The organism is uncultured Sulfitobacter sp. (assembly GCF_947500075.1).
In the GTDB taxonomy this organism is placed as follows: domain Bacteria; phylum Pseudomonadota; class Alphaproteobacteria; order Rhodobacterales; family Rhodobacteraceae; genus Sulfitobacter.
On sequence record NZ_CANMQS010000001.1, the window covers coordinates 310,456 to 331,225 of the forward strand.

At 59.7% G+C, this 20,770-nt stretch carries 18 protein-coding genes; 13 read left to right on the forward strand and 5 right to left on the reverse strand.

Features of this window, described 5'->3' with window-relative positions:
- Positions 1-3 precede the first annotated feature (3 nt).
- Positions 4-921 carry a LysR substrate-binding domain-containing protein gene (locus tag Q1A91_RS01615; RefSeq protein ID WP_299871873.1) on the forward strand — a complete coding sequence of 306 codons (918 nt, stop codon included), beginning with the start codon at positions 4-6 and terminating at the stop codon, positions 919-921.
- On the opposite strand, the gene Q1A91_RS01620 is transcribed toward Q1A91_RS01615, so the two are convergent.
- Positions 918-1,940: a hypothetical protein gene (locus Q1A91_RS01620; RefSeq protein WP_299871876.1), complete on the reverse strand. Its 1,023-nt coding sequence runs from the start codon at positions 1,938-1,940 to the stop codon at positions 918-920. The two genes, Q1A91_RS01615 and Q1A91_RS01620, sit on opposite strands and share 4 nt — an antisense overlap.
- A gap of 303 nt (positions 1,941-2,243) precedes the next feature.
- On the opposite strand from Q1A91_RS01620, the gene Q1A91_RS01625 reads away from it, so the two are divergent.
- The 6 genes from Q1A91_RS01625 (at position 2,244) to Q1A91_RS01650 (ending at position 7,805) form a co-directional block, all read left to right on the forward strand.
- Complete coding sequence (locus Q1A91_RS01625) at positions 2,244-2,933, forward strand: UTRA domain-containing protein (RefSeq protein ID WP_299871878.1); 690 nt, start codon at positions 2,244-2,246, stop codon at positions 2,931-2,933.
- A gap of 21 nt (positions 2,934-2,954) precedes the next feature.
- Positions 2,955-4,316, forward strand: a complete 1,362-nt coding sequence (locus Q1A91_RS01630) for an MATE family efflux transporter (RefSeq protein ID WP_299871881.1) — start codon at positions 2,955-2,957, stop codon at positions 4,314-4,316.
- A 128-nt stretch (positions 4,317-4,444) separates the two neighbouring features.
- Complete coding sequence (locus tag Q1A91_RS01635) at positions 4,445-5,191, forward strand: amino acid ABC transporter ATP-binding protein (protein ID WP_299871884.1); 747 nt, start codon at positions 4,445-4,447, stop codon at positions 5,189-5,191.
- Positions 5,191-6,009: an amino acid ABC transporter permease gene (locus tag Q1A91_RS01640; protein WP_299871887.1), complete on the forward strand. Its 819-nt coding sequence runs from the start codon at positions 5,191-5,193 to the stop codon at positions 6,007-6,009. The genes Q1A91_RS01635 and Q1A91_RS01640 overlap by 1 nt, the downstream gene beginning before the upstream one ends.
- Before the next feature lie 31 nt (positions 6,010-6,040).
- A complete protein-coding gene (locus tag Q1A91_RS01645; protein WP_299871889.1) occupies positions 6,041-6,874 on the forward strand; it encodes a transporter substrate-binding domain-containing protein in 834 nt (277 codons plus the stop codon).
- A gap of 61 nt (positions 6,875-6,935) precedes the next feature.
- Positions 6,936-7,805 (forward strand): amino acid ABC transporter permease, encoded by an 870-nt coding sequence (locus Q1A91_RS01650; RefSeq protein WP_299871892.1) that lies wholly within the window; start codon positions 6,936-6,938, stop codon positions 7,803-7,805.
- On the opposite strand, the gene Q1A91_RS01655 is transcribed toward Q1A91_RS01650, so the two are convergent.
- Positions 7,806-8,801, reverse strand: coding sequence for a succinylglutamate desuccinylase/aspartoacylase family protein (locus tag Q1A91_RS01655; RefSeq protein WP_299871895.1), 996 nt, complete (start codon positions 8,799-8,801; stop codon positions 7,806-7,808).
- Between the two features lie 93 nt (positions 8,802-8,894).
- Here Q1A91_RS01655 and Q1A91_RS01660 point away from each other — a divergent pair, with 93 nt between their 5' ends.
- The 6 genes from Q1A91_RS01660 to Q1A91_RS01685 all read left to right on the forward strand — a co-directional run bounded on the left by Q1A91_RS01660 (position 8,895) and on the right by Q1A91_RS01685 (position 14,896).
- The gene (locus tag Q1A91_RS01660; RefSeq protein ID WP_299871898.1) at positions 8,895-9,857 is read left to right on the forward strand and encodes a fatty acid desaturase family protein; all 963 of its coding nucleotides are present in this window, start codon (positions 8,895-8,897) and stop codon (positions 9,855-9,857) included.
- 1 nt (position 9,858) lies between these two features.
- Entirely contained in the window at positions 9,859-10,176 is a 318-nt protein-coding gene (locus Q1A91_RS01665) for a Rieske 2Fe-2S domain-containing protein (protein WP_299871901.1), read from the forward strand.
- 111 nt (positions 10,177-10,287) lie between these two features.
- Entirely contained in the window at positions 10,288-10,944 is a 657-nt protein-coding gene (locus tag Q1A91_RS01670) for an ABC transporter ATP-binding protein (RefSeq protein WP_299871904.1), read from the forward strand.
- A complete protein-coding gene (locus tag Q1A91_RS01675; RefSeq protein ID WP_299871907.1) occupies positions 10,941-13,319 on the forward strand; it encodes an FtsX-like permease family protein in 2,379 nt (792 codons plus the stop codon). The genes Q1A91_RS01670 and Q1A91_RS01675 overlap by 4 nt, the downstream gene beginning before the upstream one ends.
- On the forward strand, positions 13,309-14,349 hold the full coding sequence (locus tag Q1A91_RS01680; RefSeq protein ID WP_299871910.1) for a lipocalin-like domain-containing protein: 1,041 nt from the start codon (positions 13,309-13,311) through the stop codon (positions 14,347-14,349). Before Q1A91_RS01675 ends, Q1A91_RS01680 begins: the two co-directional genes overlap by 11 nt.
- Entirely contained in the window at positions 14,342-14,896 is a 555-nt protein-coding gene (locus tag Q1A91_RS01685; RefSeq protein WP_299871913.1) for a pyridoxamine 5'-phosphate oxidase family protein, read from the forward strand. Before Q1A91_RS01680 ends, Q1A91_RS01685 begins: the two co-directional genes overlap by 8 nt.
- 78 nt (positions 14,897-14,974) lie before the next feature.
- Here Q1A91_RS01685 and Q1A91_RS01690 read toward each other — a convergent pair whose 3' ends face one another.
- The 3 genes from Q1A91_RS01690 to Q1A91_RS01700 are packed head-to-tail and all read right to left on the reverse strand — an operon-like array spanning position 14,975 to position 20,761.
- Positions 14,975-15,901 carry a choline kinase family protein gene (locus Q1A91_RS01690; protein ID WP_299871916.1) on the reverse strand — a complete coding sequence of 309 codons (927 nt, stop codon included), beginning with the start codon at positions 15,899-15,901 and terminating at the stop codon, positions 14,975-14,977.
- Between the two features lie 11 nt (positions 15,902-15,912).
- A complete protein-coding gene (locus Q1A91_RS01695; protein ID WP_299871919.1) occupies positions 15,913-18,324 on the reverse strand; it encodes an FAD-dependent oxidoreductase in 2,412 nt (803 codons plus the stop codon).
- Between the two features lie 4 nt (positions 18,325-18,328).
- Complete coding sequence (locus Q1A91_RS01700; protein ID WP_299871922.1) at positions 18,329-20,761, reverse strand: FAD-dependent oxidoreductase; 2,433 nt, start codon at positions 20,759-20,761, stop codon at positions 18,329-18,331.
- Positions 20,762-20,770: the final 9 nt, after the last annotated feature.

Genomic DNA, 20,770 nt, shown 5'->3' on the forward strand with positions numbered 1-20,770 from the left:
AACATGCTCAAGACCCTGCCCTTCAACGCATTGCGCACCCTCGAAGCGGTGGTGCGGCTGCGCGGATTTGGCCGTGCGGCGGATGAACTGAACGTCACCCAAAGCGCCGTCAGTCAGCATATCCGGCATCTGGAAGACTGGATTGGCCAGCGCCTGTTGATCCGGCGCGGCCGACAAACCCTGCCGACAGAAGCAGGTGAGCGGCTGGCCCGCGCCACGCGGGAAGGGTTTGGCATGGTGGAGAGCCTCTGCGAAGACCTGCGTGGCACCTCGAAATCGCAAGGTGCGGGCATCCTTGTCGGCTCCCCACCCGGATTTGCGTTTCTATGGCTGTTGCCGAGGTTGCTGAATTTTGACGACTCCAACCCGGACATCTCCATCTCGCTCTCGACTGATCCGCAGTCTCGTGACCCTGATCTGTCGGAGGCGGATGTCTATATCTGCTATAGCGCAGGCGGCTTCCCCGGCCTGCATGCCGAACAGCTGATGGCCGAACGCATGTCGCCCGTCTGCGCGCCAAAGCTGGCGGAGAAGCTGCAAAGCGTGGGCGATCTGACCGCGCACACGATCTTGCAGGACAATCTGGAAACCGCCGACATGGCGTCCAACTGGGATTTCTGGGCAAGGGAGTGCGGCATCAGCCTGCCTCGATTTGACCGTACGCGAACGTATGGACAGGCGAACCTTGTGGTGCAAGCCGCCGCACAGGGGCTCGGCGTGGCGATGGGACGGGGACCCTTGGTGGCAGACGCCGTGGCGGAGGGAACACTTGTCTATCCCTTCCCTCAGATTGCGCAGTCGCAGTTTTCATATTGGTTTGTCTGCGCCCATGACGCGCTGGCTTCAAAGCCCGTTCAGGCCTTCCGCACATGGCTGCATGAAGAAGCAGGCGCATTCGCCCGGTCCGGCAAACCGGATTAAGCGCCGTACCGCAGATTTCCGCAGGCCGCTTGCCCGACATCTGTGGCCGGATCCGCAAAGACAGCCGCCATATCGGGATGCGCGGCCAGCAACGCAGCGCCGCCCTTGATCCGCTCAGGGTGCAGAATACCCTGCTCCCAGACAGCGACCCCATCCAGCCGGATGGTCGGGTCCAGAACGTTCAGCGAAATCTCTCCGGGCGGGTAATCTCCGCAGGTATGAAAATGCAACAGGCGCGGATTGCCAAAGGCGCTGCCGCTCCAGCGTTCCATATGCGCGCCTGCGGGGGCTTTGGAGGCGCAGCCGGGATGAATGCCCGCGTGCCATGAGTGAACAAAATACGTATCCAGCCCATACCGCGTACCAACGCTTTCATAATGCGCCTGAGCGGCGACGACATCGCTGTCGCTCCCCTCAAACCCGGTGATGCGGTTGGAGTCAAAATTAACGACCAAGGTATCTTCAACAGCGCAGGACCAGGGCGTGTAATAGTTCGACCCTGTCCCGGTCAGAAACCCGCGCTGCGCGACCTTGCCGGAAAAGGAAGCCGCGGGGACCGGCGCGAAAACGGACACAGGGAACCGTTTGCGCGTGACATCGGACCCGTGGCTTTCAAAATACACCGGCCCGCCCCGGAAATCCGTGCCCGCCGGGCAGGTCACATGGATATCCTGCGCCACCGCAATCGCATCGTTGATCAGGTATTTCAGATCATCAAAAGCCCGGTAGTCCACAGTTCCGAAGGGAGAGGCGAGCATGTCACGGTCCAGCGCATAGCTGATGATCTGGTTCAAAGCGGCGTCCCTTGGCCGAAACCTGATCTGATCTCCCATGCGCGCCAGAAATATCGTGCAATCCGCAGCGGCCATTTTCGCGGCAAGCACTGCGTCCGGATCAGTTACGTCATGGGCAATCGGGACACCATGAGACTGGGTGATCAGGCCCAGATGACCCGCGACGCGCTCAAGTTCGCCCCGCAATTCCGGATCGTAATATCCGTCGTCTTCGGTCTCATACACAATCAGGACACTGTGCCCCGGCTGGCATCTTGCGCAATTCAGCAGCAAATTACGCGCACCCTGATCCAGCGGATTTCGTGCAACATCCAACACTTTGATTTCCCTTGTCCCCTGCCCGCTTTGGGGCATATGCGCGGCTGGCGACCGCGTCTGTTGGGAAAAGGTTAATGACCCAGCCCCCACTGACCAATAGCGGGGTGATAACAGTATACATTAGCCCACCTAATGGAATGGCTTGCGGCCTCCTCTTTCGTCCGCCATTATCAAAATAACATCAGACATAATATACGAGCGGCCTCAAACGTGCGCACCAGCTACCATGACATCAAGGCCAACGTGCTGGATCGCATCCGCAAAAACGTTTGGCCCCCCGGCGCCAACCTGCCCGGAGAGGTGGAACTGGCCAAGGAGTTCGGCTGCGCCCGTGCGACGGTCAATCGGGCGATGCGCGAACTGGTCCATGAAGGCATTCTGGAGCGCAAACGCAAAGCCGGAACACGGGTCAAATCGGCGCCCAGCCGCAAGGCCGAATTCGCCATCCCCCTGATCCGCGAGGAGATCACCAACAGCGGCGCGGCGTACCGTTACATCCTGGTGGAACGGCAGGTGATGCCTGCCCCCGGCTGGCTACAGGCACAGATCAACCTGCCCAAGAACCAGCAGGTGCTCCACCTGCGCTGCATGCATTATGCCGACAGACACGGCTACCAGCTGGAGGATCGCTGGATCAACATCGCCGCTGTTCCGGATGCGGCACATGAACCCTTTGAGGCGCTTGGCCCAAATGAATGGCTGGTCCGCAAGGTTCCCTTTACCGACGGCGAACTGGTTTTTTCCGCGATCAACGCCACGCAAGAGATTGCCGACTTCCTGAACATGGCCGAGGGTGACGCGATCTTTACCCTCGAACGGACGACCTGGCTCAATGATCTCAGCGTCACCTATGCGCGGATGTACTTCGCGCGGGGCTACAAGATGACAACACAGCTGTGACCCCACGCGAAAGACCGCGCCATGATAGATGAAGACCTGACCACCGGGCCGATCTCCGGTCACTTTCGCAAGCTGGCGTTGCCTGCCGCTGTGGGGATGCTGTTCAGCACGCTCTATAATGTCGTTGATACATTCTATGCAGGCTACATCGGCACGCAGGCCCAAGCAGGGCTGATCGTTGGGTTTCAGGCGTTCTTTGTCCTTGTTGCGGTTGGCTTCGGCCTTGGCTCCGCGATGAGCGCGCTGGTGGGCAATGCAAAGGGGCGCAAGGATGTTGCCGATGCCCGCCATCTTGCCGCGCAGGGCATCAGTTTCGCGATTGTCGCCACGATAATCATGATCTGCATCGCCCTCCTCTCAGGCCCGTCGCTGATCGCCATCGTCTCTGAACCCGGTGCGTACCGGGACGCGGGGCAATCCTATTTCAACTGGCTGGTGCTATCGCTGCCGGGCTTCATTTTGGCCTATGGCGGCAATGGCATTCTACAGGCCAGAGGCGATACGGTTTCCATGCAGCGCGCGCTGATGGTGGCCTTTTTCGCAAACGTTGCGCTGAACCCGTTGTTGATGTTTGGCATACCTGGTCTTGTGCCGGGCATGGGATTTCCGGGCATCGCGCTTGCCACAGTGCTGAGCCAGACGGGCGTTGCGATCTATGTCCTGTACAGGATCTTTGGCCGGGCGATGATGCAGGACCTCAAGGTGGGCGAATTCATCCCGCTGCCCCGCAAATACCGGGAGATTGCCACGCAGGCGTTCCCCGCAGGCTTTGCCCTGCTGGTCACATTCGCCAGCGGGTTCATCGTGCAATACGCCCTCAAGGGCTACGGTGAAGAAGCGCTGGCAGGCTTTGGTGTGGCGTTTCGGGTCGAACAGATATTCCTGTTGCCCGCGCTTGGCGTGACCATCGCTTTCCTGCCGATCGCGGCGCAAAACTACGGTGCCGGCAATTTTGACCGCGTTCGGGAGGCTTTCAAGATGTGCTGGATGTTGGGCGTGGCTTTCACCGCCTGCGCTTTCCCGTTCCTGTGGTTTGGGGGCGCGCTTGCAACGCGCCTGTTTTCCTCCGACCCTGAGGTTATCCGCATCAGCGCCTTGTTTATGAAAGTCGAGGCCGTGATCCTGCCAATCTACGTGGTGCTGTTTTCCGTCAACTCACTGCTGCAAGCCCTGAAGAAAGCGGTCTGGACCATGTGGATCGGCATCTACCGCCAGATCTTCGGTGTCGCCTTTTTCATTTGGTTCCTGTCGGAGGCTTTGGGATGGGGCCTGACGGGCGTCCCCATCGGCATCGCTTTTGCGGTCTCCACGGGGCTGATCCTGTCCCTCTTCATAGCCAGACATGTTGCCAACGACAAAATCGGCGGATTGAAACTTTTTTGATCGCCCTTGAGAATTCTGACCTAGTTAATCTGACACACCACCAAAGGGCGTCAGAAAACTGTTGCGGTTCAAGAAGACCCGCAGACATACTGACCCAAGACCGCGCGTAGTTTCAGGAGCACACAGTAATGGTTCAGAACGATACCATGATCTCTGTCTCCAAAGTCGACAAATTCTACGATGATTTCCAAGCCCTCACCGATGTCAGCCTGACCGTAAAGCAGGGCGAGCGCGTGGTGATCTGCGGCCCCTCCGGCTCTGGCAAGTCGACGTTGATCCGGTGCTTCAACGGGTTGGAGTTTCACAACGCGGGCACCATCGTCATCGACGGGATCGAGGTGGAGGAAGGCTCCAAAGGGTTGCGCAGGCTGCGTCAGGAAGTGGGCATGGTGTTCCAGCAGTTCAATCTGTTTCCGCATCTGACGATCCTGGAAAACCTCACGATTGGTCCGATGAAGGTCCAGAAGATTTCCAGAGCCGAAGCCGAAAAACGCGCACGCACCTATCTGGAACGGGTCCATATTCCGGAGCAGGCCGACAAATATCCCGCGCAGCTGTCAGGGGGCCAGCAGCAAAGGGTCGCGATTGCGCGGTCCTTATGCATGCAGACGCGGATCATGCTGTTTGATGAACCCACCTCTGCCCTTGATCCTGAGATGATCAACGAAGTGCTCGATGTGATGGTCGAACTTGCCAGCACCGGGATCACCATGGTCTGCGTCACCCATGAAATGGGATTTGCCCGCAAGGTTGCCGACACCATGGTGTTTATGGAAGCAGGCCGCATCGTAGAAACCGCCCCGCCAGAGAAGTTCTTTACCAACCCCGAAAGCGAGCGCTGCAAGATGTTCCTCAGCCAGATTCTGGACCACTGATGGCAGCGCGGGCCCCAAATGGTGCGAAGAAGTTCCGCGCCTTCATGAACTCCGTTCCGGTGTCGGTGGCGCTGTATCTGCTGGTGATCGGGATGATCATCTGGTCGGCCTATTCCGGCGCGCAGTCCATGGGCTACAACTGGCAATGGTACCGCATGCCGCAGTATTTCTACACGCTGACCGACGACGGATTTCAGTGGGGGGAGATCATGATCGGGCTGGTGAAGACCATTCAGCTGTCGGTCACAGCTTTCTTCTTTGCGACCGTGTTGGGATTGCTGGTGGCCCTGCTGCGCCTGTCGGGTCTTGTGATCGGCACCGCAGTCGCTGTCGCGTTTCTTGAATTCGTCCGCAACATGCCGATCTTGGTGCTGCTCTATCTGTTCTATTACGTGCTTGGCCCGGTCTTCAAACTCGACCGCTACACCGCCAGTGTAATGTGCCTTGCCGTCTTCCACGCCGCCCTGATTTCGGAGATTTTCCGCGCGGGCATCAACGCGGTGCCCAAGGGACAATGGGAAGGCGCGACCTCCATTGGGATGAGCAAAGGACAGGCGTACCGCTATATCGTGTTGCCGCAGTCGGTGAAATTCATGCTGCCGCCAATGACCGGCGAAGTGGTGCACCTGATCAAAAGCTCTGCCATTGTCAGTGTGATTGCGGTGGCGGAACTGACCACCATTGGACGCAACCTGATTTCTGACACCTACATGAGCTTTGAGATTTGGTTCACCATCGCCGCGGTCTACATGGTGGTCACACTCGCATTATCCATCGGCGTTTCCCGGCTGGAGAAGAAATACGCCGTTCAGACGTAACCCAATACATCTACCAACAAGGAGAAGACCTATGACACTTACCCGACGCCTTGCAGGCCTTGCGATGGCCTCTGCCGCCGCGATGGCGCTGGCCCTGCCCGCCTCTGCGCAAAGCACACAACAAAGCCTGTCCAGCGACAGTGTGATCGAGAGCATCAAGGAAAATGGCGTGATCAAGATCGGCCTGTCGATCTTCCGCCCGTGGTCCATGCGCAACCTCGACGGTGATCTGGTCGGCTTTGAGCTGGACGTGGGTCGGGAACTGGCCAAGGACATGGGGGTTGAGGTCGAATTCGTGCCGACCTCATGGGACGGGATCATTCCCGCGCTTGTGTCTGGCAAATTCGACGTGATCATTTCCGGCATGTCGATCACGCCACAACGGAACCTGACCGTCGCGTTCTCGGACCCTTACGCCTATTCCGGCATGACCATTCTGGCCAACAAGTCCATGACCGAAGGGTTCACACTGGAAGACTACAACAGCCCTGACGTGACCTTCGCCGCGCGCCGGGGTGCCACCCCGGTGGCCGTCATCCAGTCCATGTTCCCTCAAGCGGAATTGCTGATGTTTGACGAAGACGGCGCCTCCACCCAGGAAGTGCTCAATGGCAACGCGCATGCGACAATGGCGTCTGAGCCGACCCCATCCGAGGAAGCACGCCGCTACTCCGACACGCTCTATGTCCCGTTCAACGAGACGTTTCAGGCAGGTGGTGAAGCCTTTGCCTTCCGCAAGGGCGACCCGGACGCGGAGAACTATTTCAACAACTGGATCGGCGTGAAAACCCGTACCGGCTGGCTGAAAGAGCGTCACGATTACTGGTTCCGTGGTGACGACTGGAAAGACGACGTCGCAGAATAAGCGACGCACGGGCGGGCCTGTCACGGGCCCGCCTGATCTCTGTCCGAAAGCCATTCCCAATATGCGCAAATTGATCAAACGCCTGCATTGGCTGGATTACGTCATTCTGGCGGTGATCATTGGTGTGGCTTCCGTGATCATCCTGCGCATCGGCGGCGCGCTGAACTACGACTGGCGCTGGGAACGCATTCCCAACTACATGTTCCGCTACAAAGAGAGCGAAGAACGCTGGGTCGCCAACCTGCTGGTGCAGGGCCTCGTCGCCACGATCCGCATCAGCATCTACGCCAGCATCCTTGCGCTGATCCTTGGCGTCATCCTAGGGATCGCGCGGTGTTCAGCCAATCTGACAGTGCGCATGCTGGCCCGCACCTATCTGGAATTCCTGCGCAACGTGCCGCCGGTCGTTGTGATCTTCATCTTCTTTTTCTTCCTGTCCGAACAGCTGATCCAGGCCCTGAACATGGAACGCTGGGCGCGGGAGATTGCGCGGAGCGACAACAACGCCGTCTGGACATTCCTCTTTGGTGACATGCGGCGCTTCCCGGCGCTGATCTCTGGCATCATTGTGCTGGCGCTTTTTGAAAGCGCCTTTGTCGGGGAAATCGTGCGCGCGGGTATTCAATCGGTCGACAAGGGCCAGCGCGAAGCGGCGCGGTCCATCGGGATGAGCCGCTGGCAGGAAATGCGATACATCGTGCTGCCGCAAGCCATGCGCAAGGTGATGCCGCCGATGGCCAACCAGTTCATCTCTCTGGTCAAGGACAGCTCGCTGGTTTCACTGATTTCCGTGCCGGACCTGACGTTCAAAACGGTGGAGCTTGTGGCCTCTACCCGTCTGATATTTGAGGCATGGCTGACTGCCGCCGCTTTCTACTTCGTCATCTGTTTTGGTCTGTCGGTGCTCTTCCGACGGTTGGAACGACGATAGTCAATCGACGTCGCGGACCACCATCATCAACATATCTCCGCGTTGCACATAGCCTCGGTTGGTGTGGGCAAGCACCATGCCGTCATGGGCAAAGGCAATCACCTCCGACGGTCGGCGCGGCTCCAGCACGTAGTGCAAGGTGCCTGCGATGTCCCCGGCTTTCACGTCCTGCCCCGCCTGCGCGCGGCGGTCAAAGACGCCTTCGCCGGGGGCATAGAGGCTATGCTCTGCGCTGGTAATCTCAACCTTGCGGGGTGCTGGCAGCGCTTCCACTTGCCCCTGCACCACACCGACATGCCGCAACACGCGCATCAGTCCCGCCTCCGTCGCATCGGTAATCACTGGGTCCACACCACCACAGCCCCCAAGTTCAGCAGCGATCATCGGAACGCCTGCGCGTTCCGCTGCGGAATTGACCGAACGGGCGTCGTTGAAACTGCCCAGCACCCAAATATGCGGCAGGCCAAACACCTCCGCCAATTCGAGGTTGCGGGCATAGAGCGCGGCATCCGCCGTCCGCGTCGGCAAGGTGCAGGGGGTAAAGAACGACGCCGATCCGCCGGAATGCAGATCAACGGCGGCGTCCGCCATCGGCAGCAAGGCTGTCTCGACGTAGTAGGCAACCTGATCTGTCACGCCTCCCATCGGATTGCCGGGAAAGGCGCGGTTGAGATTCACACCATCCAGAGGCGACACCCGCGCCGCTTGTCGCACTGCCGGGGCATTCAACGCAGGAATTGCAATGATCTGCCCGCGGATCTCGTCCGGTTGAAGCGCGCCCATCACCCGCATGATCGCGGACGGCCCTTCAAATTCATCCCCGTGGGTGCCCGCAATCAACACCACCACGGGTCCCGCGCCATTCCGTAAACTGAGGATCGGCACGGGGTGATAACCCAAAGGCACAGAGTTGTCCGACCACCGCACCCGCAAATCGCCCACATGGCGCCCATCCGCGCCTAAATCAATTGTCGGGGTGACAGCGCTCTTGGTCATGGTCGCATCCTGCAAAATCAGTCCTGTGCCAAACTACCGCCTTGCATTGCAAAGGTCCAAACCTACTCTGGGGGTAACAAGGAAAGCACGCTCATGTCCGCACCCGTTCTGACACCCATTACACAGGCCCTCGCCGATGGCACGCTGACGCGGGTTGAACTGAAAACGCTGATGCAACGCTCCAACGGGCCTGCGTTCCGGCATCTGGCCCTTTGGATTGTCGTTTTGGCCTGTACCGGGTCGCTGATTTTTCTGGCCTATGACAGCTGGCTGATCTGGCCTGCGATGTTCCTGCATGGGGTGGTGATGGTGCATCACTTCTCCCTCCAGCACGAATGCTGCCACTACACGGTGTTCAAGACACGCTGGATCAATGACGTCATTGGTAACATCTGCGGGTTTATCATCATGCTGCCCAACCGGCACTTTCGGTATGAGCATTGCGACCACCACACCTACACACAACTGCACGGCGACGATCCGGAGATGATCGAGCTGCCGCAGTCGCTTGGCGGCTATTTCTGGTATCTGTCCTCGATCCCCTATTGGCGCAACAAGTTCACCGAACTGGCACGGCATACGATGGGTCGACTGACGCCAGAAGAAGAGCGGTTCATACCCAGGCCGGAGCATCAAACCATCTTCTGGGAAGCGCGGTTGATGCTGATCGGATATCTTGTGATCCTTGCCGCCTGCACCGCCACGGGCTGGTGGGCGCCGATATGGTACTGGTGGCTGCCCGTGGTGCTGGGAGAGCCGGTGATGCGCTTTATCCGCATGACCGAACATGTCGGCAAACCCTGCGTGCGCGACATGAAGGAAAACACCCGCACGAATTACGTCGCCCGGCCCATGCAGTTTCTCGCATGGAACATGAACTACCATGCGGAGCACCATTATGCCGCTTCTGTTCCGTTCTATGCCCTGCCTGCCCTGCATGAGAAACTGAAGACCCATGTGGCGGTAGAGCCGCGCGGATATCTGGGGGCACACATCGACATTCTGGGACAGTTGACCGGCCGCACGCCGCGAAGCGACGCCGCTGAGGCGGGCTGAAATGGCGCGCGAAAAGACCTGGCAGGACTTGATCAACGTGGCGGATCTCTTTGCCGGGGACGCAACGCCCGTGAGTTTTCAGGGGCGCGAGCTGGCTGTGTTTGACACAAAGGAGGGCATCACCGTCTCATTAGCGCGGTGCACCCATGGGGCGGCGAACCTTTGTGACGGATACTTCAACGGCACCCATATCGAATGTCCCCTGCACCAAGGGCTCTTTGATGCCCGGTCGGGTGCGGCCGTGGCGGCACCTGCGCGGGTGCCGCTGAGGATGTTACAGGCGCGCGTTGTCGGTGGCGTCGTCCAGATCATGGCGTGAAGGCAAACCACGCGCGATGCTTTGGCTTTCGACACATCTGATTTGGTTTCTGCGCGCGCGCCCTGTCAAACCAGCCGATACGCCATACCTTAGCCCCATTGGAGAGACGTGATGGTTCTTGAGTTCGAATCGGTGCAAAAGTCCTTTCGCGACAGCGAAGGGGACGTGCCGGTGCTGCGCGGCATCAGCTTTGAATTGGCTGAGGGCGAAACCCTGGCCCTGACCGGTGAATCGGGCAGCGGTAAAAGCACCATTCTGCACATTGCCAGCGGTCTTGAAGCACCGGGTAGCGGCGCTGTCAGAGTGTCCGGCATAGACATGACCGACCTTGATGACAGCGGTAGAGCAGCCTTGCGCCGCAGTGAAATCGCGCTGGTCTTCCAACAGTTCAACCTGATCCCGTCCCTGACAGTCGCGGCCAACATCTCCTTTCAGGCCGCTCTTGCGGGGCGTGTGGATGAGGCACATATCCAGCAACTTGTGGGCGCGTTGGGGCTGGCAGATCAGATGAAGAAATACCCCGAAGCGCTCTCTGGCGGGCAACAGCAACGGGTGGCGATTGCCCGCGCTTTGGCCGCGCGCCCCAAGCTGCTGCTGGCCGATGAACCGACCGGCAATCTTGATGAAGGCACAGCGGAGGATGTGCTGGATGAAATGCTGAAACTGGTCGCGCAAACCGGGGCAGCGCTGATGATGGTGACCCATTCACCCAAGATTGCCGCGCGCATGGACCGGCAGCTGACCCTCAAGAACGGTCTGGTGGCATGACACTGACCTGCCTGCGCGCGTTGCTGTCGCACTGGCGGCGCAACCCGGTCCAGCTGTTTGCCTTTCTTGCCGGTCTTGCCCTGGCCACAGCACTTTGGTCCGGCGTTCAGGCAATCAACGCCGAAGCGCGGGCGAGCTATGACGCTGCCGCCTCAACGCTTGGCGAAGGGCAATACGACCTGCTCCTGCCCCGTCAGGGTGACCGCATAGCGCAGGAGGTTTACGTGGCGCTACGCCGGTCAGGCTGGCTTGTCTCTCCGGTGATTGACGGGCGATTGGGGGACGTGCGGCTGGTCGGGATTGATCCCGTGACATCACCGGGCGGCATCGCGGGCAGCATGTCGAACGAAGGGCAACCCGCGCTTGTCTTTGGTCAAGCAAATCGCCTCATCGCCAATGCCCAGACCGCCGGGCGGTTGGGTGATCTTGCTGAGGTGACGATCAACGCCGACATCGCCCCCGGCGTTGCCATAGGCGACATCGGCGTGGTGCAAAACCTGCTGGGACGGGACGACCTGACCCGCCTGATGGTGCTCCCGGACCAACCCGGCCTGCAACCCGATCTGGGCGAGGTGGCACCGCAGCTGCGTTTGCAGCTTTCCGACCAGATGGCGGATGTGGCACAGCTCACTGACAGTTTTCACCTGAACCTGACCGCCTTTGGATTGCTCAGTTTCGCGGTTGGCCTTTTCATTGTGCACAGCACAATCGGGCTGGCCTTTGAACAACGCCGCGGCATGATCCGCACCTTGCGATCCCTTGGTGTGCCCCTGCGCAGGATTGTCGTTCTGATCACGATTGAAATGCTGACCCTCGCCCTCATCGGTGCAGGACTTGGGATTGTTCTGGGGTATCTGATTGCGGCGCTGCTGTTGCCCGATGTCGCCGCCACCTTGCGTGGCCTCTATGGGGCGCAAATCTCTGGCACGTTGGAGCTTCGCCCGGTCTGGTGGGCATCTGGGCTAGCGCTGGCGTTGCTCGGCACCGCCGCAGCCCTGTCCAGCCGCATCTGGCAGATTGCACGGATGCCGCTCTTGGCAAGCGTCCGCCCGCGCGCCTGGGTCATGGCGACATCCTCCCGGTTTCGACTACAAACGATCGCCGCGCTCGCGCTGCTTGGCATGGCGGGTGTACTGGCGCTTGTCGGGGAAGGCCTTGTTGTTGGATTTGCCCTGTTGGGATGTCTGCTGATCGGGGCCGCCCTTACCCTGCCCGCCGTCGCCGAAAGGGTTCTGACCTTCTTTCAGGACCGCAGCACAACACCCCGCTGGAGCTGGTTTTGGGCGGACACCCGGCAACAGCTTCCGGGGTTGAGCCTTGCAATGATGGCGCTGTTGCTCGCGGTCTCGGCAAACATCGGCGTCTCGACCATGGTGTCGAGCTTCCGTCTGACCTTTGTTGGCTTTCTGGATCAACGCCTTGCACCAGAACTGTTCATTCAGGTCGAGAATGCCGAAGAAAGTGCGCGGCTGGAGGCATATCTGCTGCAAAGCACAACGGACCTCCTGCCGCTGTTGTCCACACAAACAGAAATCGCAGGACAGCCCGCACGGCTCTTTGGCGCCCGCGTTGGACCGACCTATCGTGAGAATTGGGTGTTTCTGGATGCGGTGCCCAAGGCATGGGACGTCGTGGAAGGCGGTCGCGGTGCAGTTGTAAACGAACAACTCGCGCGGCGGGCGGATCTATGGATTGGCGACAACATCCAGATTACCAGCGACCTTACCCTCCCCATCGCGGCCGTGGTTGGGGACTATGGCAATCCGCAAGGTCAGGTGATCCTGTCAGAAGCCTTGTTCGGCAATCTGCATCCAGATCTATACCCCACCCGTTTTGGCGTGCGCACCGAAGACCCGGCGCAACTGCGTCAGGACATCGTAGCCGCCCTTGATATCCCCGACAGCGCCATCACCAACCAAGCGGCGATCAAGGCCCTGTCACTGGAGATTTTTGAGCGGACATTCACAGTCACCTCCGCGCTTAACGTCCTAACGCTTGGCGTGGCGGGGTTTGCCATTCTGATGAGCCTGCTCACCCTTGCTGACCTGCGCCTGCCGCAACTTGCCCCCGTCTGGGCACTGGGTCTGACGCGCCGCAGCCTTGGACAGCTGGAGCTGTTGCGTGCGGTCATTTTGGCAGCGCTGGTGTTTGTCTGCGCGATCCCGCTTGGCCTTGCGCTCGCCTGGGTGTTGCTGACGATTGTCAATGTGGAGGCGTTTGGATGGCAATTACCGATGTTCCTGTTCCCTGCCGAATACATCCAGCTGGGCCTCTACGCGCTGTTGGCCGCGTTTCTTGCGGCAAGCTGGCCCGCGCTGCGCCTGATGCGCACGCCGCCCTCCGCCCTGCTGAAGGTCTTTGCCAATGAACGCTAAGGTACTCGCCGTCCTCCTTTTGCTGCCAGTTGCCGCTGTTGCACAGGGTTTTTCGGGCCTTGGCAGCGATGCCGAAGGATTTGCAACACCACAACCCGATCCGATCTTCACCTTCCCCACAGATCACGGTGCGCATCCGGATTACCGCATCGAATGGTGGTATCTGACGGCAAATCTGGAGGCCGCTGACGGCACACCCTACGGGCTGCAATGGACGCTTTTTCGTTCAGCCCTCGCGCCGGGGGAAAAGACAGGATGGCAATCCCCACAGATCTGGTTTGCCCATGCCGCCATCACCACCCCGGATCGGCATTTCGCAACCGAACGGTTCGCGCGAGGGGGCATTGGCCAAGCCGGCGTGGTTGCAGACCCGTTCCGCGCTTGGATTGACGAATGGGTTCTGCAGGGCCCTGACTTTGACACCCTCCGCCTTGCCGCCAATGGACCCGACTTCGGCTATGACATGGCATTGGACGCGCAAGGCCCGCTGATCTTTCAGGGAGAGAACGGGTTCTCCCTCAAGTCAGCGGAAGGTCAGGCGAGCTATTATTACTCGCAACCCTTCTTTCAGATCGAAGGCACCCTGCGCCTGCCCACTGGCGATGTCGCGGTGACGGGTGAGGCATGGCTTGACCGTGAATGGTCTTCGCAGCCTCTGTCAGAGACACAGTCGGGTTGGGATTGGTTCTCCCTTTCCTTTGACGACGGGACCAAGATGATGGGCTTTCAGCTGAGGCAATCGGACGGGTCGCTCTACACCTCGTCAACATGGATCGCGGCAGATGGCACAACGACCCCCTACCCCGATGGCGCATTCGCCGCAGCACCTTTGGCGGTCTCCGATGTTGCTGGCCGGGAGGTGCCGACTGAATGGCGGGTCCGCCTCCCCGACCGAGGCGTCGACGTGACGGTCAAGGCCCTCAACAGCCAAGCCTGGATGGGGCTGACCATCCCCTATTGGGAAGGGCCGATTGCCACATCGGGCAGCCATACCGGGCGCGGGTATCTGGAGATGACAGGCTATGAGTGACCCCAACGATCTGACCGCATTCCTGAACGAGGCATGGCAACACCTGTCGCGCGGCGTTTCAGACAGCCGGTCGCCGGCCCGCTATCCAACCTTCGCCACCGTCTCTCCCGACGGGGTGCCGGAGGCCCGAACCGTCGCCCTGCGTGCCGCCCGGCAGAGCACGGCTTGCGTGGAGGTTCATACCGACATTGCCACCCCCAAGGTCAGTGCGTTGCAGAACACCCCGCTTGCTGCGCTGCATGTCTGGTTGCCGCGCGCTGATCTTCAGATCAGGCTGACAGCACGGGTTGAAATCCTGTCCGGCGATGCGGTCGAGGCGCAATGGGCCAAGGTGCCCGTCGGCTCCCGCATATCCTACGGAACCGAGCCCCTGCCCGGCAGTCCGATTGATCATGTGTTTGATTATGAAAAGCCAGCCGAGCGCGCGCGTTTTGCGGTGTTGAGGTGCTGGTTGACAGAGATTGATCTGGTCCACCTCGGGCCACAGCATCGGCGTGCGCAGTACCGTGACACCGACGATTGGCAGGGGACGTGGCTGGCTCCCTAAAACCATACGGAGGCGTATCTATTTCTGCCTGTTCGAACGTATCGCCGATCAGACAAGCGAAACCAACCGCTTCCGTGCTCAACCGTGCTTGACCGCGTCCAGATGCCCTTCAAAGTCGGGCGCCTCCATCAACGCCTTGCACCGCTCAAATCGGCCAATGGAATAGGCCCAGAAATCCTCAGCCGGATTCTTGTCCGCAACCTGAATCAACCCCCAGAGCGTCCACAACAAATCGCACATGGCTTTGTAGATGACCATGCGCCCCATCTCTGCCGGTGTGGGCGCACGGCCGAAATACGCCGTCATCATCTCGGCATCCTGTGCGGCATCCATTCCCGCCTCAACGGACAGATCCCCAAGGTCCCAGAGCGGATCGTTCATACCTGAGTATTCCCAATCCACGATCCACATGATCTTTCCATCATCAAGGAAGTTCTCGCACAGGGGATCGCAATGACACGGGGCAAGCGGTGTATCGGCAGCGCGCAGCACTTCCTTGATCGGTGCCGCCGCCGCAACAAGCGCGTGATAGCCATCGGGCAGCCTCACGTCTTTGGTCGACAGAACCTTCAGATAATCCTCAATCATCGCAAACAATTCGAAACGAAACTCGAAAACCTCTCCCGAGGTGTGGAGCTTGGCCAGTGCTTTGCCTGCGCGACCGGGCGATCCCAAGCGCGTCTTGAACAGATCAGGCGTCATCGTTTCAATGTTCGGCACCGTTTCAGAGATCATCAGCCCGCTCTCATCCTCAGCATAGATGACTTCGGGCGACACGCCCGCGCGCGCGGCGGCCTTGGCGTTGTGGATCTCAACCGCCCGGTCGATGTAAGCCTCTGTTCCCTCCCCCGGAATGCGCACGATCAGGGAATCTGCGCCGACATCGACGCGGTGCACCAGATTGGTCAGCCCACCAAGGCGCGTAATGCTGTCGGCCTCCGTGACTTTCCTGAAACCCGTTACCTTGCGTAGCGCCTCCATCACGGCGTTTGCATGTTCTGTCATGATCTCTCCCCCTATGCCTTGAGCGCTGTGTTTTGTGGATCGTAGATCGGGCCATCGACCTGAAGAACCGGATGGCTTTCACCAAAGACCTCCACCGCGAAACGGCTTTGTCCCCAATGTGCCTTGTCGAGATACCCGCGCAGGATCGTCTGTCCCACGCTCCAGCCATAGCCCACCGAAGTTGCAAGGGAGACAACCTGATCCCCCAGCAAAATTGCCTCCCCCCCTGTGAGCGGGAGATTGGCATCCGTGGTGAACGTGCACAGACGACGATCTGGGCCCTCCTGCTTTTGCGCTTCCAACGCCGCCCGGCCAAGGAAGTCCCCTTTGGATTTCAGATGCACCCGAAAGCCCAACCCTGCTTCAAGGGGCGTGTAGTCCGGAGAGATGTCACCGGACCAATAGACATAACCCTTCTCCATCCGCAGGCTTTCAATGGCGCGGTAGCCGACATTGGCGATCCCGGCGGGCTGCCCTGCATCCCAAAGCCTGTCGTAGACATGTGCCGCGTATTCCGTGGGGATATGAAGCTCAAACCCCAATTCTCCGACATAGCCAATGCGAGCCGCCAGAACAGGTGCCGCACCAATGATGATGTCACGGGCCGTGGAAAACGGGATCGCGGCATCGGACACATCGGCCTCAGACACGGCCTGCAAGACCTCACGCGCACGTGGTCCAGCGATATTCAGCACCGCATATCCGCTCGTGACCTCCATCACATGCACACCCTGAGGCAGATGGCGCTGCAACCAGTCGCTGTCATGCACACCAAACCCTGACCCGGTGATCATCCTGAAGTGATCCGCGCCCAGCCTGATGAACGTCACATCGGCCTCAATTCCGCCGGAGGCGTTGCACATCTGCGTATAGATGATGGCACCCGTCGGCTTGTCCATATTCGAGACGCAGAGCTTTTGCAGCGCCTCCATTGTGCCCGCGCCAAGGATATCGAACTTGGCAAAACTGGATTGATCAATCAGCGCCACGCGTTCGCGAACGGCCCTATGCTCCTGAGCAGCAAAAGCCTTCCAGCCGGGTCTGAGAAAATCGAGCTGATCGACGGCGGGCACGCCTTCCGGGGCAAACCACAAGGGGCGCTCCCATCCGTTTTTCGATCCATAGACTGCACCCGCCTCTTTCAGACGATGATACAGCGGAGAGAGGCGTAGTTGCCGAACCGTTTCATGCTCCTGCCCCGGATAGCGCATCTTGTAGTGGTGGGCGTAGTGCTCCACCGCACGGGGAAACATGAAGGCGCGGGTGCCGTGGTGCGGCCCAAAACGGCGCACATCCAGCGGCCACAGATCAAGCGATGGGGCGCCATCAACCACCCATTCGGCGATCATTTCGCCTGCTCCGCCCCCAGCCGCGATGCCGTAGAGAAAGCCAGTCGCAAGCATCAGGTTGTCGAACCCCGGTTGCCAACCCATGACGAAATCGCCATCGGCGGAATAGGGAATGGGGCCGTTGATGACCTGACGAATTCCCACTTCATTGATCACCGGCGTCACCTGCCCTGCCAATTCCGCCAGAGGCAGAAAGCGGTCAAGGTTCTCGGGCAGAAGCTGTCGGACAAACCTGCCGGGTATCGCCGGATTACCAAACGCCAGCGTATTGTCTTCGTAACCACCAACAACCAGGCGCCCACCGACATCGGGTTTGTAGTAGACCAGCCGTTCGGGATCGCGCAGCGTCGGGTAATGGCCGATCTCACTGCCTGTGCTTTCGGTGACGATGTATTGATGCTCCACCGCGCAGGCGGGCACGCGAATGCCAAGTTTTGCACCCAGCTCACGGCTCCACATCCCCGTCGCGATGATAACGTTCTGCGCCTCCCACCGCCCTTCGCGCGTCTCAACAGAAGCGACGCGGCCCCCGGCAACGTTAAAATCCGTCACCTCCACGTTCTGACGAATATCAGCACCCTGTTTGCGCGCGGCACTGGCCACCGCCTGACACAGCGATGCCGGGTCAACGTACCCATCAGACGGAATGAACGCGGCCCCTTCCAGCCCGCTGTCATCAATCAAGGGAAAGAGTGCCTTCGCCTCAGACGGTGAAATGATCTCCATCTCCAGATCGAAACTGCGGGCCATGGTCGCAAGGCGTTTGGCCTCCAGCATCCGGTCGCGGGTCGCTGCGAGCCTCAGCGAACCGGTCTTTTTCCAGTCAAACTGCATGCCCTCTTCATTTTGCAGACGGTCGTACATTTCGACCGATTTCTTGAGCATGCGCGTGGTGTTGCGTGACGATCTAAGCTGCCCGACCAAACCAGCGGCATGCCATGTGGCTCCTTCCGTCAGATTGCTCCGCTCCAGCAGCACCACGTCTTTCTCCCCCATCCGCGTCAAGTGATACGCGATAGAGCAGCCAATGATCCCGCCCCCAATGATCAGGTGTTTCGCGGCATGTTGCGTCATGGCCTCAGACCTTCACCCGTTCCATTTTCGGATCATACAATGGGGCCAGCGTGACTTCCGCAGGCACACGTTCTGTCGCAACCTCAAGCTCATAGGTTCCATCCAGAACATAGGCCTTGTCGATCACATCGGTCGCGCGCACATACCCCATTCCGATGGAGCGTCCCACCGTATGCCCATACCCCCCTGAGCTGAGCCAGCCGCACCGTTCCCCATTCCGGTAAATGGTTTCACGCCCTGACAGGATGGTGTTCCCGTCCGTTGTGAATGTGGCGAGGATTTTCTTGATCCCACTTTCCCGCTGTGCCGCCACCGCTTCGCGCCCCTTGAAAGGGATGTTGGATTTGAGTTTGACAGCCCAACCCAACCCGGCCTCGTCCGGCGTATGATCAGGCCCGATGTCGGAGGACCAGGCACGGTATCCTTTCTCAAGCCGCAGCGTTTCAATCGCGCGGTAGCCTGCGTTGCGCAGACCATGCGGCGCACCCGCTTGATGCAGCGCCTCGAAAACCGTCTGCGCGTATTCCGTCGGCAGATGCAATTCCCAACCGAGTTCACCAACATAGGTGATACGCATTGCGAGAACCGGACAGCCAGCGATGCCGACCTGCCGCGCGGTGCCGAAGGGCTGGCGCGCGTCGCTGACATCGTCGTTTGTCACGGCGGCGAGAATGTCGCGCGCCTTGGGACCAAACAGCGACAACACCGCATTGGAAGAGGTAACATCGACCAATTGTGCATTCATGCCCTTGGGGATGTTGCGCCTGATCCAGTCGAAATCATGGGTGGCATATCCGGTGCCGGTCACGATGTAGTATTCGTCATACCCTGTGCGCACGCAGGTCAGATCGCATTCGATCCCGCCCCTGTCATTAAGCATCTGTGTGTAGATGATCGCCCCCAGCGGTTTGTCCACGCGGTTCGCAGCGATCCACTGCAAAGCCTCTTCTGCATCAGGACCTTTCAGGATGAACTTTGCAAAGGACGACTGGTCAAACAGCACCGCCGCTTCCCGCGCCGCCTTGTGCTCACGCCCAACGGGCGCATGCCAATTGGGGCGCTCGAAGGTGTAGATGTCCCGCGCCTCCTCATCTGGTTGTGCAAACCAGTTTGGACGTTCCCACCCCAGCTTTTCACCAAAAACCGCGCCCGCGTCTTTGAGCGTCTGGTAGAGCGGCGATCGCCTGCAGGGCCGCCCGCTGTCATGTTCTTCTGACGGCCAGGCCATTGTGTAATGCTTGCCATAGGCCTCCAGCGTCCGGGTGCGGACCCAGTCGGTGTCGGTGTGCGGCCGGCCAAAGCGGCGAATGTCCACCGGCCAGAGGTCATAGGGCGGCGCCCCGTTGGCGACCCATTCCGCCAGCGCCATGCCCGCCCCGCCGCCTGCTGCAATTCCGTAGGCGTTGAACCCGGCACCGATGAAGACATTGTTCATCTCCAGCGCTTCACCAAGGATGAAATTCCCATCCGGCGTAAAGCTTTCCGGCCCGTTGATCAGTTGTTTGACCCCTGCGGTCTCCAGCTTGGGCACACGGGGGAGCGATAGCTCTATCAGCTGTTCGAAATGGTCAAAGTTGGAGTCGAGAAGTTGAAAATCAAACGGATCGGGGATGCCTTTTTGCGCCCAGGGAATGCCGTTGGGCTCATAGCCCCCCATGACCAGCCCGCCGACCTCTTCTTTGTAGTACGTCAGCCGGTCCGGGTCGCGAAGGGTGGGCAAGCTGCTGGGCACATCGAAGGGTTCGGTAATCAGGTATTGATGTTCAACCGACACCAGCGGCACCGTCACACCGATGGATTTGGCCAGTTCCCGCGTCCACTGCCCGCAACACAGCACCAGCTTGTCGCACGCAATATCACCTGCCGCCGTCCGCACCCCGGTCAGCACGCCCTTTTCCGTCAGGATTTGCATTACAGGCGTGTTTTCCTTCAACACAGCCCCTTTTGCACGCGCGCCTTTGGCCAGCGCCTGCGTGATGTCTGATGGGCTGGCCTGCCCGTCTGTTGGCAGGAAGGCGGCACCAATCACATCGCTGATGTCCATCAGAGGCCAGAGATCCTGCGCCTCCTGCGGGGTCAAAAGCTGCATATCCAGACCGAAGGAATGCGCCGTCGTCGCCTGCCGCTTGACCTCCGTCCAGCGCTCTGCGTTGCAGGCCAACCGCAGGCCGCCGTTCATTTTCCATCCCGTCGCCAGGCCGGTTTCTTCTTCCAGCCTGTCGTAAAGTTCAATCGAATAGCCCAGAAGCTGCGTGATGTTCGCGCTGGACCGCAACTGCCCGACCAATCCTGCCGCATGCCAGGTGGAGCCGGACGTGAGTGCTGCTTTTTCCAGCAGCAAGACCTCCTGCCCCATCTGGGCAAGGTGGTAGGCGGTTGAACAGCCAACAATGCCACCGCCGATGATAATGATTTTGGAAGATGCGGGAAGCGACATGATCAATCC

Coding starts and splice junctions, on each gene's coding strand:
- Q1A91_RS01615 (WP_299871873.1), top strand. CDS start 4: ATGCTCAAGACCCTGCCCTTCAACGCATTGCGCACCCTCGAAGCGGTG.
- Q1A91_RS01630 (WP_299871881.1), top strand. CDS start 2,955: ATGATAGATGAAGACCTGACCACCGGGCCGATCTCCGGTCACTTTCGC.
- Q1A91_RS01635 (WP_299871884.1), top strand. CDS start 4,445: ATGGTTCAGAACGATACCATGATCTCTGTCTCCAAAGTCGACAAATTC.
- Q1A91_RS01640 (WP_299871887.1), top strand. CDS start 5,191: ATGGCAGCGCGGGCCCCAAATGGTGCGAAGAAGTTCCGCGCCTTCATG.
- Q1A91_RS01645 (WP_299871889.1), top strand. CDS start 6,041: ATGACACTTACCCGACGCCTTGCAGGCCTTGCGATGGCCTCTGCCGCC.
- Q1A91_RS01650 (WP_299871892.1), top strand. CDS start 6,936: ATGCGCAAATTGATCAAACGCCTGCATTGGCTGGATTACGTCATTCTG.
- Q1A91_RS01655 (WP_299871895.1), bottom strand. CDS start 8,801: ATGACCAAGAGCGCTGTCACCCCGACAATTGATTTAGGCGCGGATGGG.
- Q1A91_RS01660 (WP_299871898.1), top strand. CDS start 8,895: ATGTCCGCACCCGTTCTGACACCCATTACACAGGCCCTCGCCGATGGC.
- Q1A91_RS01665 (WP_299871901.1), top strand. CDS start 9,859: ATGGCGCGCGAAAAGACCTGGCAGGACTTGATCAACGTGGCGGATCTC.
- Q1A91_RS01670 (WP_299871904.1), top strand. CDS start 10,288: ATGGTTCTTGAGTTCGAATCGGTGCAAAAGTCCTTTCGCGACAGCGAA.
- Q1A91_RS01675 (WP_299871907.1), top strand. CDS start 10,941: ATGACACTGACCTGCCTGCGCGCGTTGCTGTCGCACTGGCGGCGCAAC.
- Q1A91_RS01680 (WP_299871910.1), top strand. CDS start 13,309: ATGAACGCTAAGGTACTCGCCGTCCTCCTTTTGCTGCCAGTTGCCGCT.
- Q1A91_RS01685 (WP_299871913.1), top strand. CDS start 14,342: ATGAGTGACCCCAACGATCTGACCGCATTCCTGAACGAGGCATGGCAA.
- Q1A91_RS01690 (WP_299871916.1), bottom strand. CDS start 15,901: ATGACAGAACATGCAAACGCCGTGATGGAGGCGCTACGCAAGGTAACG.
- Q1A91_RS01695 (WP_299871919.1), bottom strand. CDS start 18,324: ATGACGCAACATGCCGCGAAACACCTGATCATTGGGGGCGGGATCATT.
- Q1A91_RS01700 (WP_299871922.1), bottom strand. CDS start 20,761: ATGTCGCTTCCCGCATCTTCCAAAATCATTATCATCGGCGGTGGCATT.